This window comes from Streptomyces sp. NPDC058872, assembly GCF_042743065.1.
Lineage (GTDB): Bacteria > Actinomycetota > Actinomycetes > Streptomycetales > Streptomycetaceae > Streptomyces.
In genome coordinates, this window is record NZ_JBHYMK010000047.1 from 25,793 (window position 1) to 41,030 (window position 15,238).

Genomic DNA, 15,238 nt, shown 5'->3' on the forward strand with positions numbered 1-15,238 from the left:
TCTACTTTCTCCGGCTCGCGCGAAGTGTTGACCGGACGCTCAACGACCTCCCCGAAGCCGAGCACCTACGTCGGGGCGACGACATCAGTCCGGCCGTCGAAAGCATGGTCGTCGACATCGCCCACTACCTGATCGAGACCAGCGAGGAGCTGACGACCAGCAACCGGCACGAAGCCGAGATACCGTCGGCGCACGGTCACGCCGAACGCTCCGGCACCGCCGCCCTCACCCGATGCGCGGTCCCCCTCGGCGCCGCCCTCGCCCATCTCGGCCAGGTAGTCGAGCGACTCGGCTTCCTCCACGAGAACATCCGGCACTCCTCCGCCCAGCGCACCCCCGCGCCGGATGACGTCCGGCGCGTCCTCCAAGAGCATCTCGACCACACCGGCAACGCCCTGCGCACGGCAGCCCAGCATCTGCGTGACCACGCCGCGCAGCTCTCGCACGCGCCTTCGACCAGCGCCACAGCCACGCCGGCTCACCCCGTGGCGCCTCCTGCCGCAGCAAACCCCCCGCGAGGACGCAGACCAGCACCAACGCCTCTGGTCAGCTCGTCCATCGTTCTCAGTCGCTCGGTTCAACGCCGCACACCCGAAAACCCTCTCGGAGGCATCGCATGCCCACTTCAGCAGTCCCCCCGACCTCGGCCTCGCCCTGCTCCAGGCGCCAGACTTCTTCATGGGAGCACATCAAAATCGCCGGGCTCATCGCGCTCGGTTTGATGGCCGCCTTCGACTTCCTACCCAAGTTCAAGGACCCCGTACTTCCCCCGCTTGTCTCCCTGCTGTTTCTGGCGGCCGTCGACGGGCTGATCGCCCTGACCGTCGCCGCCGTCATCGGGCTGCGCTCCATCCCGTTCAAGGGGGACGGCTTCTGGCCGCTGCTGACCCTCGTCATCGCCGTGCGCGTCGTCGCGGTCCTCGTCTCCGGCGGCCTTGGGGTCCCGCAAGGCCCGGCAGCCATATGCCTGTCCGCCTGCGCGCCCCTCCTCCTCGTCGGTGCCATAGCCCTGTACTTTCTCGTCACCAAGCACACCGCGGATTTCGCCGGCCACGGAGAACTCGATGTCGACGAGAACCGGCCCCAGCGCGGTGACCACCAGTGATACCTGGTTCGGGCTGCACGACGACGGTGCGGCACCCGCCGCTCACCACTACGCCCGCCGGGACGCCGAACTCTTCCTGGCCGCGTACCGGCTCCCGGACGAGCCGTCGCCTCTCCCCGACCTGAGTCCGTACCTCACGGTGCTGGCCAAGACGGAGACACCCGCCGAGTTCAGCGCCATCCCCCACCGGCTCTTCGGAGCCATCGCACCGCAAGCCGCAACTTCCGGCGTGCCCTTTCTCCAACCCTCTCCGGACACCCCATGGAAAACCCAGCCAGCCCTCCGCCCACTGCCGGTCCCGGATCCCAGATGGTGCACGAAACCCTCGGCACCTCGGCTCACACCCTCAGCCGTCTCCACGACGACGGCCCCGAGCGGGTCCTCGCCGACCTCCTGCACATAGCCACGCGCCACTTGGACCACGTGCACGAGCAGTTCACCGACGCCGCAAAGCACGCGGCCTCCGTTCTGACGCGCGCCGCCTCCGGGACCAGATCGATCAACTACCTCGGCGTCCTGCAAAACAGCGGCACACAGGTTGACATCCTCGCCGCGCGCCGAGCCGATGCCGTCGTCCGGCTCAAAGAAACCATCGACGCCTACCGCGAGGTCACAGCCGCCAAGATCACTTCCCGACAGGCACCCCGGCCACGAAACACGCCCCCCTCGACGCCCACGATCACGCCGCCTGCCCGCGCGGCGCGCGGCAGATAGCACCCCCTCGCCGCACCGCGAGGAGCCCATGTCCTTCGCACGCGCTGACTTGGACGACCACCTGCTCCGGGCATGGACCAGCTAAGGAGCACGATTCCCGTGAAACCCGACTTCTATCGCGACCTGATGCCGAGCGACGCAGCCCTGCATCTGGTCGGCGCGCTGAACACCATCAGGGACAAGCTGCACGATGCCTCCCAGCAATGGAAGTTGCTGGATGAGACCGGACGCATACCGGACACACCGTCCTACACCGTGCTGCTCCAGCACGCCATCGGTGCACAAGACCTCTCCCGCGAAGTCCTCCAGCTCACCGCTGGCTTTGCCCAGAGCCCCCACCACACCACGCGCGCCGGCAGCGCGGTGCTGAAACGTCTCAGCATCGCGGCAACCATGTCGAGCCATGCCGTACCGCGCTTCACCGAGACCGCGGAGGAAGCCCTGGGCTTGCCCCAGACCACCGCCCTGGCCGACCGGGACTCCCGCACCAACCGCATGGTCATCAACCACGCCTCCGCCCGCGCATACCTGCGGCGCGCCTCGGAGTCCCTTCACCACGCAGTCGAGGAACTCGACGACCACCTCGGCTTTCAACGCTTCCTCGCGACGCTCACCCCTCAAGAAGGACCGCCGGCGCCCCCACCGCCCAAGCCGGGCGGTCGCCACCGCTGACCCACACCCGCCAACAGCCCCAACCCCTCCCGCTATCAAGGAATGTTTTGAACCGCCCCGCTCATTTCAGCGACGCCGACTGGGCCGAGTGCCAGCAGCAGCAAGCCGAGTACGACGACCTCATGGCACTGGCCGCCGACCGTGAAGCCCAGAGGGAACAGGACCTCACCGTCGCCCACGACGAGCACGAACTCGACCTCAGCCAGGTCCCGGCGTCGCAACGGGATCTCGCTCGCCGAACGCCTCTGCGACACCGGCCGGCGTCCCGCAGGAGGAGCCGTGGCCGCTGACGAGAAGAACGCCACGGACGCCCGCACGGCTTCGCTCGCGCTCCTTCCTGACCACCGCTACGCGGCCATGCCGTGGTGGCAGGAGCTGTGGCGTCGCCACGGGCACATCACCACCTCCCTCCCACCGGCACCGCCCGGCTCACCGAAGCCCGGCACCTCCCTCAGCCGCTGACCTCTCCCGGAGAGTTGTCCTTGACCACCCGTTCCTTCATCGCCCGCCCCACCACCACCGGGTACACCGGGGTGTACGTGAGCTTCGACGGCATGCCTGCTTCGAAGCTCCCCCTGCTGATCACCGCCTTTCAGTACCGCTTCGGCCGTGATCTGGAGGCGATGACCCGGCACCTCGTGGACGACGTCGCCATCGGCTGGGAGGAACTGGGCAGCGATCTCCTCGACGGCGCACCGCCCGGGATCGTCGCCGCTCTTACCGGCGGAGATGCCTGGCCCAGCCGCACCCTGGACAACCTGATGACCCTGGACGGTTCGCCGCCGACTCGCATGACGGTCACCGAGTCCACCGTCGCCAACATGGACGTGGAGTGGGGATACGTCCTGCGCCCTTCCGGCGTCGAGGTGTTCCCCACGAACTACGCCGTTGCCGGCCCCGTCGTCAGCTGGGATGCCGACCCTCTCACCGACTTCGGCAACCCGGCCTCCTGGCCCACCGTCACGCCGGCCCGCTCCCGGGCGCCGTCCACGGCCTCCCCCCTTCCTGCGAGGCCCGGAACGTCCCGTACGACCGCCCGCCTCTGACCGCCCCGCCCCGTCTCACCCCGAACACAGGAGTCCTTCGCTGTCCGTCCCGCAGATCACCGTCGTCATCGCCACCCAGCTCCGCCCCGAGCGCCTGCCCTACCTGGAGGAGATGCACGCGAGCCTCGCCCGGCAGACCGTGCCGTGGGAAGCCGTCCTCGTCCTCGACGGCGCCGACCCGCAACTGCTCCCCGGGTCGCTTGCCGCCGACCCGCGCGTCCGGCCCCTCGTACTACCGCGTCCGGTCGGTGCCGCCTGCGCCCGCAACCTCGGCCTGACCCAGGTCCGTACGGAGTTCGTGAACTGGGCCGATGACGACGACATCTTCCCCGACTGGAGCCTGGGCCTGCGGCTGGAAACCTTCACCGACCAGCTCGGGTGGGTCGCGGGATACAGCGAGGACTGGCTCCCGGACGGTACGACCCGCCTGTGGAAGTGCCCCACCCCACCCGGCTACCACGCCGCCGGCGACGTGATCACCTACTGGCCTCGCCCCGAGGACACCATCCCGATCGGGCCGACCACGATCCTCGCCCGCACCCGCCTCGTACGCGCGGCCGGCGGCATGGGCGGACTCGTCCAGGGCGAGGACTACATGGCGGCCGTCGGCACCTCGAATCTCGCACCCGGAGTCCTGCTGCCCGTCCCCGTCTACCGGTACCGCAAGTGGGACGGGCAGATGACGGCCCAGCGCGAGTACGACCAGCTGGAGATGTCGGCGCGCAGTCACGCCTGGCAGTACGGCCACAACCTGCGGTCCGTCCTGCACAGCCACGCGGATCTGGCCCACGGCTGACGCACCGGGTGCCCCGCCTCCCAGGCGAGGTACGGGCGTCGCCGACATCGCCACGGGCGAGCAGCGCCCGGGCGCTCCGCCGTGTGGGGACGGACTTCCTGCGGCCGACAAGCGGCGTCGGCCAGCTGTCGGCCGGCGCCGACAAGGCCGCCGTCGCCCTCATCCACCGAAGGGGCCTACCTGCCCCCTCCGCCATGCCGGCCGGAGTCTGCCCGCGCCCCGCCGCCACCGGCTGTCGCCGCGCGCTGCGGCCCGTCCGCCATGTGGCAGCCGCTGATCAGCCCCGCCACCGACCCGTAAGGAGAATCCCGCCCCTTTGCAACCCGGCACCCACTTCGCCTTCGGCACCCACAAGGACCACGGCTTCGTCGCCTCCTTCACCACCTCCATGCCCGCACACCTCGCCCACTGGCTCCTGGAGCGAGAGCAGTTCGAGCCCGTCCCGGGGAAGTCCCGGCTGTACCGGCTCGTCGAGCCTGATCGCGACGGCCCACGGCGTACCCGTCAAGCCGTCCACGACCTGCGGCGCCAGCGCTACACGGTGCACGCCGACATCGCTCTCGACCCCGCCGCATCGGCCGGCCCGCCGCGCCCGGTCCGCCCGAACGGGCTGCAGGAGCGGCGCAGCCGGCTCGCGCAGGCCGCCGCCGGCCGAACCACGCAGCGCGCCGCTCCACCCACCACCTCCCCGCCGGCCACCCGGCCGATCCCGCCGAGGCCCACCTACGCGCCCACCGTCCACCTGACAGCCGCAGGAGGCGGAAGAGTCCGATGACCCCTAAAGGCAACCCGGCCCCGGCCGACTCTCCGCCGACAGCGCTCGACCTCACCGATCGGGCCCGCAACTTCCGACTGCGGATGGCGATCGTCGACCGCGAGGCCCAGACCGCGCTGGACATGACCCGCGACCGCTATGGCCGCATCGTCCACCCAGACGCCGCGGCACAGGTACGTGCCCACCGAGACAGGGCGGCCGTGGAGGCGTACACCACGTATCTCGCGCCGTGCGCCGACGCCCTGCTCGATACCGCCCGTCATGCGCTCGATGAGTTGCCGCCCGCCCGACACCTGGAGGGGTGGCGGACCATGCTGGACGCTCTGGCCTCCTCCACCGCAGCGATCCGCCGAATGCTCGACCGGCCGACCGCGCCCGGCCCCGCGGGCGAACGCGCCCAGCACAGGCCCCTGTGGCCGCACCTCACCATCTGGGCGGACCACGGCTTCATCGCCAGCCACCTCGCCGACCTCGACCAGCGCCAGCAGCACAAGGCCCCGCTGACCGTCGACGAGCAGCAGATGTGGACCGAACGGGCCCGGGCCGCGCAGAGGCGGGGCGAGCTGGAGCTCACCGAATCCTGGTACGCCGCGGACGGGCAGCCGATCACCCTCGCCTACCTGGTCGAGGAGGACGACTCGACGGTGGTCGCGCTCAGAGGCGACCCGGACGCACCGGGCTGGCAGGTGATCGGCCACTACACCCACGAATACGAAGCCGGCCAGGTGCTGCCCGCCCCAGTCCCGCCCGGTGTCCTGCGGGCCGACTTCTCGGAGTTCAACCGGGCCGAGCCCGCGCCCGAGGTGTCGCTGCAGGAACTCATCCAAAGCGTCATCGAGTCCCAGCACGCCGGTGACGCATCCAACGCGCTGCTCAGCGCCACCCAGCGCGGCCACGACGCAGGCCCGATGGTCCGCCTCCAGGAACTCCTGCAAACCGGCGCCCAGTTCGCCGGTGCGCTGGAGACCGTCCAGGGCCGGCAGGTCGCCGTCCGGCTCTCCGCGCTCGGCCGGCAGATCGAGTTCCTGACCCGCGAAGTCGAGGAGGCGGCCGAGGACCTCGGCGCGACCGTCGCCGTCCTGCCGCCGCACCGCACACCCGCGCCGCGCTTGCGCCCCGGCCCTGCCGTGGGCACCACACCGCCCACTCCGCCGCCTCGCACCAGCACGGCCGCCCGCCACCGCTGAGGCGGCGCCTCCTTCGAGAGAAAGCCCTTCTTGTCCCTGACCGCACCCCCGGCCCCAGCACCGCGCATCACCTACGGCGCGGTGCTGGGCAGCCCGTACGTCGCCCGCCTGCTCGGCGGCACCCTCGTCGGCCGCCTCCCCAACGGCATGGCGCCCGTCGCCATCGTCCTGTGGGCCACCACCAGCGGCGGCAGCATCGCCTTCGGCGGGCTGCTCAGCGCCCTGTACGGGCTGTCGTCCGCGCTGGCCCAGCCGGTCAAGGGACGCCTCATGGACCGCCACGGCCAGATGGCGGTGCATCTTCCGGCCTCCCTGCTCAACTCCGCCCTCCTGGTGGCGCTTCCCCTGGCCGGACCGTACGGCGGACCGGGCCTGGCCACCGCCATCGTCGTCGCCAGCGGCCTGACCACGCCCGCTTTGGAGGCAGGGCTCCGGGCACTGTGGCCGAGCGTGCTGCCCGACCACCGGCTGCGGCACGCCGCCCTCGCCCTCGACACCGGCACGCAGGGCCTGCTGTACATCGCCGGCCCCCTGCTCGTCGCCGCGCTCGCCTCCGCGTACAACCCCGCCGTCGCACTCGCCGTCACCGCCGCCCTCGGCCTTTTCGGCACCACCGTCGTCGCCTTCGCGGCGCTGGCGCCCGACACCGTCCGCACAGGCACCAGCCGGGATGCCACGCCGGTTGGCCAGCCCCGGCCTGCTGCTGCTGTTCGCCTCCCTCGCCGGGATCGGGTTCGCGATCGGGGCCATGAACGTGTGGGCGATCACCATGGCCAAGCACCACGAGCAGGAGCTGCTCTCCGGGATCCTGCCCGCCGCGTTCTCGACCGGCAGCTTCCTCGGTGGCCTCCTCTACGGACGCCGCCGCTGGAGAAGCACCACCACGGATCGGCTGATCGGCGGCGGAACGTTCTTCCTGGCCGGCTGGCTTCCCCTCGTTGCCCTGCCGGGCCCGTACGCGGCCACCGCCGCGGTCGCCGTGCCCGGTGTGTTCCTGACCGTCGTGGTCGCGTGCGCCTACGTGACCACCGACGCCCTGACGCCCGCGGGCCGGACCAGTGAGGCGTACGCGTGGCTGATCCTGTCGATCGGCGCGGGGCAGTCGATGGGCACCGCTCTGGCTGGACGCCTCTCCGAGCAGCCCCTGGCCACCGCAGCGCTCCCCGCCGCCGGCGCGGCCTTCGCGCTCGTCGTCCTGCTCGCCGCACGCCGACGCCTCGGCGCCGCCGACTGCCAGGTCCGCCGCGGGCGACACCGCCGCCCGCCCGGGGGCCGGCACAAGACGCCCTGATCCAGGGCACCCCCATTTTCCAACCGTCTTGCGGAGATCTATCTATGGCCGCTGTTGGTACACCCGGCCATCAGAACGTGCGGAAAGGCGAGTCAAGCGGCTGCGGGGCGGTGAGGCCCGCCCTGGAGCAGCTCGGCAGTCATCGCCCATCGTTCGTAGTCCCCAGCCGCGCGCCGTTGATGCGCTGAAACCTGCGGGCTCTCGCCTTCGCCCAACACCCCACCGTTTTCCCGCCACCACCGATAGGAGATCCGCCTTGCCCGAAGTACCAGCAGAGCCGTTCATGACGATCCGGCACGCCATCACCGGCGAGATCACCACCACCGGCTACAACGCCGCCGCCCGGCGGATCCTGCTCCAGGACGGCTTCGAAGAAGCGCCAGGCTGCGCCTGCCACGCGACGGAACCCGGTACGGAGCAGGCGCACGGGCCTGCTCGGCAGGCGGCGAGCTGCCCGTCGCCGGCCATCCCCTGCACCTGCACCGAGCCCTCGGTCGGCCGGTGAGCGCCGCCAGCACGCCCCGGTTGGCCCGGTCTCCGGTGTCGGCGCAGTCCGTGATCCGCTCCCAGAGCGGCCAGCCCCTCCAGCGCATCGCCAACCCCGCCCGCACCCATACCTGTTGAAGGGACCTCGTTTTGACCACACCCGGAGCGCCTACCAGTCCAGCGCGGACCAAGGGCGGCGAACTGAGGGCGAAGGTGGCCCGGCTGCTGGCCGACCGGCCGGTGGACAAGCTCACCATCGGGGACATGGCCAGGCAACTAGGCCACTCCCATGGCGCCGTCCGCAACGCCGCCCTCACCCTGGTGCGACGCGGCGAGGCCGACCAAAGCGGAACCGGACAACCGCAGTTCCGTGCGAACGCGAAGACCACCGCAGCCGCGCAGACCGCTGTAATCAGCCCACCGGGCACCCACGCTCCCCGCGCCCAGGCGGCCACGGCCCGCACGACCATTCCCGCAGCAGCCACGCCCAGGCACACCGGCCCGATCCGCCGCGCGGGAGGCCAGCTCTACCACCCGAGGGAGCTGGCCGATCTGCCCGACGTCGAGGCGTTGAATCGCCTGCGCGACGCCGACGTGCCGGTCCTGCTCTACGGCCCTCCGGGCACCGGCAAGACGTCGCTGGTGGAGGCGGCGTTCCCGGACCTGCTCACCGTCGCCGGTGACGGCGACACCACGGTCGGCGACCTGATCGGCGAGTACACGCAGGCCGACGGCGGAGGCTACGTCTTCCAGTACGGTCCGCTGGTCACCGCGATGACCGAGGGCCGCGCCCTGCTGATCGACGATGCCACCCTGATCTCACCGAAGGTGTTGGCGGCGCTGTATCCCGCGATGGACGGGCGCCGGCAGATCCAGGTCAAGGCCCACAAGGGCGAGACCATCAAGGCCGAGCCGGGCTTCTACGTGGTGGCGGGCCACAATCCCGGCGTCCACGGGGCGGTGTTGACGGAGGCTCTCGCGAGCCGGTTCAGCGTGCAGATCCAGATCGGCACGGACTACGACCTCGCCCTGGCGCTGCGGATCGATGCCCGGGTGGTCCGGGTCGCCCGACACCTCGCCCGCCAGGTCGAACTCGGCGAGTTGGGCTGGGCCCCCCAGCTGCGGGAGCTGCTCAGCTACCAGAAGACCGAAGTCGTCCTCGGCACGAAAGCCGCGCTCGCGAACCTGGTCGGCATCGCTCCGGTGGAGGATCGCGACGCCGTCGCCGAAGCCGTCATCAAGGCTGTCGGCGTCAAGACGATCGCGCCTCTCACCCTCGGCAAGCAGCTCACCGCCTCGGCCGTCCGAAAGCCCCCAGGCAGCGCCGTCTCCGCGTACCGGGGACGTGCGCGATGAGCGCCCACCACCACGTGCAGTCCCCCGCCACTACGCCGGAGGACGACGCCGACCTCGCGCGATGGGACGACGACGGCGCCCCACCCGCACAGCCTCGTTCCTCCCCGTCCGCGTGGCTGCGCGTGGGAGCCGAACTCGGCGACCGGCTGGTCGCCCTCTCCGGCCGCAACGACCTCCTCGTCACCTGCCGCCCCGGCACGCGCAGCGGCGCACCTGCCGCGTTCTACCCCACGCTGGGCGAGGTCGAGTTCGACGCCGGCCTGTTCGCCCCGCTGAAGCCCCACGAGATCCATCCGCGGATCGTGGGCGACGAGGAGCGTTACCCGGCCGCCTGGGGCGTGTTCGTCCACGAGGCCGCGCACGCGGCCCACTCCGTCTGGACGGCGCCTGCCGGAGCGGACCCCCGTGTCGTCGAGGCCGCGCTCCTGCTGGAGGAGAGCCGCGTCGAAGGCGCACACCTGACCAGGCGGCCCACCGACCGCACGTACCTGCGCACCAGTGCCCGAACCCTGGTCATGCCCGACATCGCCCACCCCACCCTCCAGGGCATCGAGCACGCCGCCGGCATCGCGGCCCTGATCCTCGGCCGCCGGGACGCCGGCATCCTGGACGCCGGCGAGACCCGGGCCGTCGCCGATCTGTGCGAAAAGGTCCTGGGCGCCGACCTGCTGTCCACCCTCACCCGCATCTGGTCCGCAGCCCACCAGTGCGCCGACCACGACGCCACGACCATGCTCGCGCACGCCCAGGACTGGTGCGACGCCCTGGACACCGCAGCCCCCGCCCAGCCCGTGCCGGAAAACCTCACCGATCTGCTGTCCGGCGCCGTGACGGTCGTCATGGACAACATGGCCGCCAACGACGCCGCCGACCTCACGGCACACGCAGCCGCGAACAACGCCGTGGCCGCGCGGTCCAGGGCACAGGCCAAGGACCGCGCCCAGCAGGCCGGCCAGCGGCGCAAGGCCGCCGCCACCGCCAAGTCGGTCTTCAACCCCCGCGGCTCCACCGTCAACCCCGACGGCACACCGGCCCCCTACAGCAACCCCGTCACCGGAACCCGCCGGCCCACCGCCGCCGAGCAGAGCGCCGCCGCGCGCCTGAGCCGCGCCCTTCGCGCCGCCGCCTACCGCGAACGCACCGAGGAGCGGACCACCAGCCCCACCCCGCCCGGCCGCCTCAACATGCGCCAGGCCCTCGCCCGCGACGCCCAGCGCGCCGCCGGCTCGATCCCCACCGCAGAACCGTTCACCCACACCCGCCGCCGCAACTCCCCCACCCCGCCCCTGCGCGTGGGCATCGCCGTCGACGTCTCCGGCTCCATGCGCGCCGCCTGCGGACCCGTCGCCTCCGCTGCCTGGATCGTGGCCCGCGCAGCAGCCCTGACCGACCCCGACTCCCGCACCGCCACCATCGCCTACGACCACGATCTGACCGCACTGACCCGGCCCACCCACCGGGCACCAGAACACGTGACGACGTTCAAAGCCAACGGCGGCAGCCACAACCTCGGCGACGCCATCGACGCACTCGACCACGGCCTCGAACTCAGCCGCCCCGGCGCCGGCCGCCTCCTCGTGATCGTCACCGACGCCCACTACACCCCCGACGAAACCACTCAGGCCGTCACCCGCATCAAGCAGCTCACGACCGCCGGCTGCGCCGTACTCCAGCTCACCCTCAACAAGACATCCCTCCACCTGCCGGGGACCACCCTGCTCCACCTACCCCGGCCGGCCAGCGCACCCGCTGCCATCGCCACGGCGGCCACCGACGCCATCCGCAGGACACGCTGAGACAACGCAGAAGGCGGAAGCGTCCCCGAGACCACCGCCCAGCGCTCCAGACCACCTCCGTCCACCGCATGAACCGTGCATCCGATGCACGACCCACCGCGACGACGCAGGCCACCACCCCAATCGCCAACGAAAGACACTCGACTTGACGCACCAGACCAGCAACCCGACCTCGAACGCAAACCCCGTCAAGCGGACTTCCCCGGGGGTCCGTACGGAGTGGACTGTGGAGCACGCGTGCTCCCACCAGGTGATCCATGACCTGGCCGACCGGCCCGCCGACCGGCGGGCCGGATTTGCCCGCTGGCTCGCCGGCCGGGACTGCACCGACTGCTGGAAGGCGGCCCGCGACGCCGATACGGAGTCCAAGGAGGAGTGGCTCGCAGCCAGGCGGGCCGCGGAGCAGGAGGCCGCCGCCGCGTGGGCGAAGCAGTTCGACATGCCGGAGCTGGAGGGATCGCAGAAGGCTCTGGGCTGGGGTGAGCGATCCCGCCATCAGCTGATGGTGTCCGCGCACACCGCCCTGGTCGTCGAGGGGGCGTGGGACGAGGCGGACTGGGCGGAGCTGGAAGACAAGGCCCGCTTGATCACACGCGCCGGGTGGTGGATCGACCAGCGCGACGCGGAGGGCTCTGACCTGCTGGAACTCCTCGAAGCCGCCGGTGAGGACGACCGCGGGACGGAGAACCCGTTCCGCTGACGGCGGGGCAACATAACCGACGATCGCCGGTTAGCCAAACCGGCGATCCTGCGGACCATTGTTCCTCCCACCGCATCCGCCCCACGTGGAAGGAACCGCATGTCCCAGCTCCCGCCCGACCCCGTGGTCGCGCTCACCCCCGACCCGCTCACCCCGAACCGGGACATCACCCACCAGCACTTCCAGGCCGGTGACACCGTCGTCGTCCTCAAGGGGGTGGCCGGCGGCGAACTGTGGGGCGACGCGATGCGAGTGGTCGCGCCGTCCTGGCACCTGCCGACCGACGAGGACGGCTGGCGCCTGCGCGATGCGACCGGCGGGCAGCAGTCCTACCTCACCGCCCACCCCCGGTACCTCGTGCACCTCTCGCGCCGCTGCCCGGACTGCCTGATCCACCTGCGGGCCATGGAGGACGCCCTGCTGCCGAAGTACCCCGGCGAGGACGCCCTGATCGACTGCGGCTGGTACACCACCAACGCCGTGGGCCAGCTGGTCCACGTGGACGACGCCCGGACCGGCCAGTGATCCCCCGCCTGCACAAGCGGACCCACACCCCGTGCGGCCCGCTCGCCGAGGCACTCGGGCACCCGGCCCCGGGCGAGGGCTTGAGTAAGCGCACGGTCGTCGCCCACTGGCCGGGCCTGGACGACTCCGCGTTCGGCGACGAGCACACGACCTGGAGCTCCATCCAGTGGGCCACGCACCTCGAAGACCCCTACCTGGAGCACTTGTTCGCTGTCAGTCCCAACGACGACCGGCGCGCGATCCTCCACCTCGATGCCCGGCTGCATCCCGACGACCGGAATCTGACCGGCCCCGAGTGGGCCGAAGTCGCCCACCGGCTCGCCCGCGCCGCCGGGATCGAGATTCCCGGCAAGAAGCACGGCTGCCGGTGGATCGCCCTCCAGGCCCAGCCCCGGCGCCTGGACCTGATCGCCAACCTGATCCACCTCGACGGTGCGTGGCACGCGCCGCCCACCGACGTCCTGCGGCGCCTCGCGGCAGAAGCCCGCCGCATCGAGGAGGACCTGCAGCTGATCCCAGTACGCGCCACACCGTCCGCGCGGGCCGGCTCCGGGCTCGCACCGACGGCGTCGGGTCAGCTCGCGAACGTGCTCGCGCAGATCGCCGACGAGCCCGCCGGCCCCCTGGCGGCGGTCCGCGGACTCGTCGAGCACGTCGCGCACCGGCTCTCATCCCAGTCCGGCGCCGCCGGCGGCGACACCGCGCACCGCCTGGAGCTGATCGCGCGTCGCCTGCACACCATCCAGCAGGACCTGGACGCTACCGCCGGCCACCTGTTCCAGACCCGGGTCGCCACCGCACCCTCCGCCGTCCAGCGCCCCGCCCACCGAGCCCTGTAAGAGAAAGGTCCCTATTGCCCCTGGCCGACCGGTTCCTGTCCATCCGCCGCGACCCGCACTCCGGCGAGGTTCTCGCCCGCGGTGGGGACCCCGAGGCGCACTGCATCCTCCAGCGCGCCGGATTCGTCGCCGTCGTCCGTCTCCACGAGACCTACCACCGAGCCCCCACCGGTCTGGCCGATCCAGACGAGAGCCGCCTCGCCACCGCAGCCGTCGCCCGACTACGAGCCGCCGGTTACCACGTCGACTGCCATGAGGACTTCGACACCGACTCACGTCCCGCCAGTTATCCGCCACTGGGCTCCTCCGTGGCCTATCTCGCCGAGCGGATCCGGCAAGCCGTCACCACGGAAGAGGCGGCCGACGCCCTGACCGAGCTGACCGCCGCCCACGACGGCATCCTCGCCGCCCTGTACGAAGTGCTCACCAGCGTGGCCGACTTCCACGACGGACTCGGCGAAGCGTCCGACCCCTACATCGCCAGGCGGCTGCGCTACCTCGCCGACGAGCACCTCGGCGTCATCCGCAGCGACCTCTCCCACACCCGCAACGCGCTCGCCGACCGGCACGCCCCGCATCCCGGCCGCAGCACCTGCACCCAAGAGGTTCCCGCCACCGAACGCGAACGCTCCGCCGTGTGCGCCTGCCCGCCCCCGCCGCGCACGCTTCCGGCCCCGCCGCCCCCGGTCGCCGCCAGCCTGCGCCGCTGACCCTCACCTCGCCCAAGGACACCATGCACCACCACGACACCTCCGAGCGCCTCGCCTCGTACGCCGACGTCCTCGCCGGCGAACTGCCCGAGGCGTGGACCAGCTCCTACCTCCCGCCGGACGCCAAGGACGATCTCGCCGACCTCGCCGCGCGCATCTGGGACCTGGACCTGGTCGCCGCCTCCCTCGCCGAGCACCCGCTGCGGCAGGCAGCCGTCCTGAGCCGCCCGGACGGCGCCCAGCTCGTCGTCCTCGAACGGCACGACGAGCGCGACAGCTTCCTGATCGCCGCCGTCGCCCCCCGCGCCCTGCCCGACGAGGCATACCGCGCCGTCCCCGAGCCCAACGGCATCGCCCTGGCCGACGACCCGTTCCTGAGCGCCGAACAGGTCGCCGGCGACCTGCTCGTCCGCTACGACCAGGCCCTCGCCCAGGTCCGTGACAACGCCCTGGGTGGTCTGCAGCCCTCCCAAGCAGACCGTCTCGTCCTGACGTGGCAGCCCGACGGCAGCATCGCCACCGCCCCCGTCGGCAAGGGAGCCGGCGCCGTCCTGGAAGCGAACGGATTCATCCAGGACCCGCAGAGCGGCATCTACCGGCTCACCGCGGATGACACCCGGGCCCAGGCCCGCGCCCTGCGCGCGATCGGACCGCAGCTCGACGCGCTCGGCATCGGCACAGCGCTCCAGCACCCGGCCGGCCGGACCGCGCCCACCTCAGCCCCGGCGCCCGCGGCCCCCGCCCCGCTCGGCGCCCGGACGCCGACCGCCCGCCACCGTTGACCCCGAAGAGAGGCTCATGGCCAATCTGGCTGACGAATACGGCACGGACGTGGAGTTCTACGTCAAGGCGTTGACCACCACGATCCACGCCGACACCCGCACCGGCGCCCCCGCCGCGCTCCACGACCTGCTGGAACAGCTCGGGCTGAAGCGCCACGAGTACCCCGCCGGTGCGCCGCTCTACATCTGGCACACCGTGCCCGACGACCTCGCCGCGGACGAGAAGAAGCGCCTGGCGAGCCGCGCCCTCCCGGCCCTGCACCTGTCCGGGTACAAGGTCAACTGCAGTCCTGACGTCTTCGACGAGGCCGCCTTCCAGCAAGCCGCGCACGAGGCCCGCGCCCGAACCGCCCACCCCTCGCCGCGCAACCCGGCCCCAGCCTCCTCCTCATCGCGCCCCGCACCAGCCCGGCGCACCCCGTAAGACCGTTCGTGCGGCCCGGCCCCCGCTGGGGGCG

20 protein-coding genes and 1 pseudogene are annotated in these 15,238 nt (G+C 71.8%); 19 read left to right on the top strand and 2 right to left on the bottom strand.

The genetic code is table 11. The annotated features are described in order from the left end of the window. Window positions 1-65: 65 nt before the first annotated feature. Complete coding sequence (locus tag ACFW22_RS26030; protein WP_386408904.1) at window positions 66-446, bottom strand: hypothetical protein; 381 nt, start codon at window positions 444-446, stop codon at window positions 66-68. Window positions 447-616: 170 nt separating this feature from the next. Between ACFW22_RS26030 and ACFW22_RS26035 the strand changes: the two genes are divergently transcribed. The 3 genes from ACFW22_RS26035 (at window position 617) to ACFW22_RS26045 (ending at window position 2,491) form a co-directional block, all read left to right on the top strand. Beyond that, window positions 617-1,105 (top strand): hypothetical protein, encoded by a 489-nt coding sequence (locus ACFW22_RS26035; RefSeq protein WP_386408906.1) that lies wholly within the window; start codon window positions 617-619, stop codon window positions 1,103-1,105. 309 nt (window positions 1,106-1,414) lie between these two features. After that, a complete protein-coding gene (locus tag ACFW22_RS26040; protein WP_386408908.1) occupies window positions 1,415-1,819 on the top strand; it encodes a hypothetical protein in 405 nt (134 codons plus the stop codon). 99 nt (window positions 1,820-1,918) lie between these two features. After that, window positions 1,919-2,491 carry a hypothetical protein gene (locus ACFW22_RS26045; RefSeq protein WP_386408910.1) on the top strand — a complete coding sequence of 191 codons (573 nt, stop codon included), beginning with the start codon at window positions 1,919-1,921 and terminating at the stop codon, window positions 2,489-2,491. 35 nt (window positions 2,492-2,526) lie between these two features. Here the strand turns inward: ACFW22_RS26045 and ACFW22_RS26050 are convergent, their stop codons facing one another. Next, complete coding sequence (locus ACFW22_RS26050; RefSeq protein ID WP_386408912.1) at window positions 2,527-2,745, bottom strand: hypothetical protein; 219 nt, start codon at window positions 2,743-2,745, stop codon at window positions 2,527-2,529. A 25-nt stretch (window positions 2,746-2,770) separates the two neighbouring features. Between ACFW22_RS26050 and ACFW22_RS26055 the strand changes: the two genes are divergently transcribed. The 16 genes and pseudogenes from ACFW22_RS26055 to ACFW22_RS26130 all read left to right on the top strand — a co-directional run bounded on the left by ACFW22_RS26055 (window position 2,771) and on the right by ACFW22_RS26130 (window position 15,204). After that, the gene (locus tag ACFW22_RS26055) at window positions 2,771-2,953 is read left to right on the top strand and encodes a hypothetical protein (RefSeq protein WP_386408914.1); all 183 of its coding nucleotides are present in this window, start codon (window positions 2,771-2,773) and stop codon (window positions 2,951-2,953) included. A gap of 20 nt (window positions 2,954-2,973) precedes the next feature. Further along, window positions 2,974-3,537 (top strand): hypothetical protein, encoded by a 564-nt coding sequence (locus tag ACFW22_RS26060; RefSeq protein ID WP_386408916.1) that lies wholly within the window; start codon window positions 2,974-2,976, stop codon window positions 3,535-3,537. A gap of 55 nt (window positions 3,538-3,592) precedes the next feature. Then, on the top strand, window positions 3,593-4,333 hold the full coding sequence (locus ACFW22_RS26065) for a glycosyltransferase family 2 protein (RefSeq protein WP_386408990.1): 741 nt from the start codon (window positions 3,593-3,595) through the stop codon (window positions 4,331-4,333). A 316-nt stretch (window positions 4,334-4,649) separates the two neighbouring features. Continuing rightward, window positions 4,650-5,108 (top strand): hypothetical protein, encoded by a 459-nt coding sequence (locus ACFW22_RS26070; RefSeq protein ID WP_386408918.1) that lies wholly within the window; start codon window positions 4,650-4,652, stop codon window positions 5,106-5,108. After that, a complete protein-coding gene (locus tag ACFW22_RS26075) occupies window positions 5,105-6,295 on the top strand; it encodes a hypothetical protein (protein ID WP_386408920.1) in 1,191 nt (396 codons plus the stop codon). Before ACFW22_RS26070 ends, ACFW22_RS26075 begins: the two co-directional genes overlap by 4 nt. A gap of 147 nt (window positions 6,296-6,442) precedes the next feature. Continuing rightward, window positions 6,443-6,958 (top strand): annotated as a pseudogene (locus ACFW22_RS26080) (MFS transporter); the annotation flags it as partial. A 19-nt stretch (window positions 6,959-6,977) separates the two neighbouring features. Further along, the gene (locus ACFW22_RS26085) at window positions 6,978-7,586 is read left to right on the top strand and encodes a hypothetical protein (protein ID WP_386409002.1); all 609 of its coding nucleotides are present in this window, start codon (window positions 6,978-6,980) and stop codon (window positions 7,584-7,586) included. A gap of 283 nt (window positions 7,587-7,869) precedes the next feature. Beyond that, the gene (locus ACFW22_RS26090; protein ID WP_386408992.1) at window positions 7,870-8,091 is read left to right on the top strand and encodes a hypothetical protein; all 222 of its coding nucleotides are present in this window, start codon (window positions 7,870-7,872) and stop codon (window positions 8,089-8,091) included. A gap of 194 nt (window positions 8,092-8,285) precedes the next feature. Further along, complete coding sequence (locus tag ACFW22_RS26095) at window positions 8,286-9,428, top strand: AAA family ATPase (protein ID WP_386408994.1); 1,143 nt, start codon at window positions 8,286-8,288, stop codon at window positions 9,426-9,428. Beyond that, entirely contained in the window at window positions 9,425-11,224 is a 1,800-nt protein-coding gene (locus ACFW22_RS26100; RefSeq protein WP_386408922.1) for a hypothetical protein, read from the top strand. The genes ACFW22_RS26095 and ACFW22_RS26100 overlap by 4 nt, the downstream gene beginning before the upstream one ends. 226 nt (window positions 11,225-11,450) lie before the next feature. Next, the gene (locus ACFW22_RS26105; RefSeq protein ID WP_386408924.1) at window positions 11,451-11,924 is read left to right on the top strand and encodes a hypothetical protein; all 474 of its coding nucleotides are present in this window, start codon (window positions 11,451-11,453) and stop codon (window positions 11,922-11,924) included. A gap of 99 nt (window positions 11,925-12,023) precedes the next feature. Next, the gene (locus ACFW22_RS26110) at window positions 12,024-12,449 is read left to right on the top strand and encodes a hypothetical protein (RefSeq protein ID WP_386408926.1); all 426 of its coding nucleotides are present in this window, start codon (window positions 12,024-12,026) and stop codon (window positions 12,447-12,449) included. 80 nt (window positions 12,450-12,529) lie between these two features. Then, window positions 12,530-13,288 carry a relaxase/mobilization nuclease gene (locus ACFW22_RS26115; RefSeq protein WP_386408928.1) on the top strand — a complete coding sequence of 253 codons (759 nt, stop codon included), beginning with the start codon at window positions 12,530-12,532 and terminating at the stop codon, window positions 13,286-13,288. 14 nt (window positions 13,289-13,302) lie between these two features. Next, complete coding sequence (locus ACFW22_RS26120; protein WP_386408930.1) at window positions 13,303-13,998, top strand: hypothetical protein; 696 nt, start codon at window positions 13,303-13,305, stop codon at window positions 13,996-13,998. A gap of 23 nt (window positions 13,999-14,021) precedes the next feature. After that, window positions 14,022-14,780, top strand: a complete 759-nt coding sequence (locus tag ACFW22_RS26125) for a hypothetical protein (RefSeq protein ID WP_386408996.1) — start codon at window positions 14,022-14,024, stop codon at window positions 14,778-14,780. 16 nt (window positions 14,781-14,796) lie between these two features. Then, complete coding sequence (locus tag ACFW22_RS26130) at window positions 14,797-15,204, top strand: hypothetical protein (protein ID WP_386408932.1); 408 nt, start codon at window positions 14,797-14,799, stop codon at window positions 15,202-15,204. The last annotated feature ends 34 nt before the right edge of the window (window positions 15,205-15,238 follow it).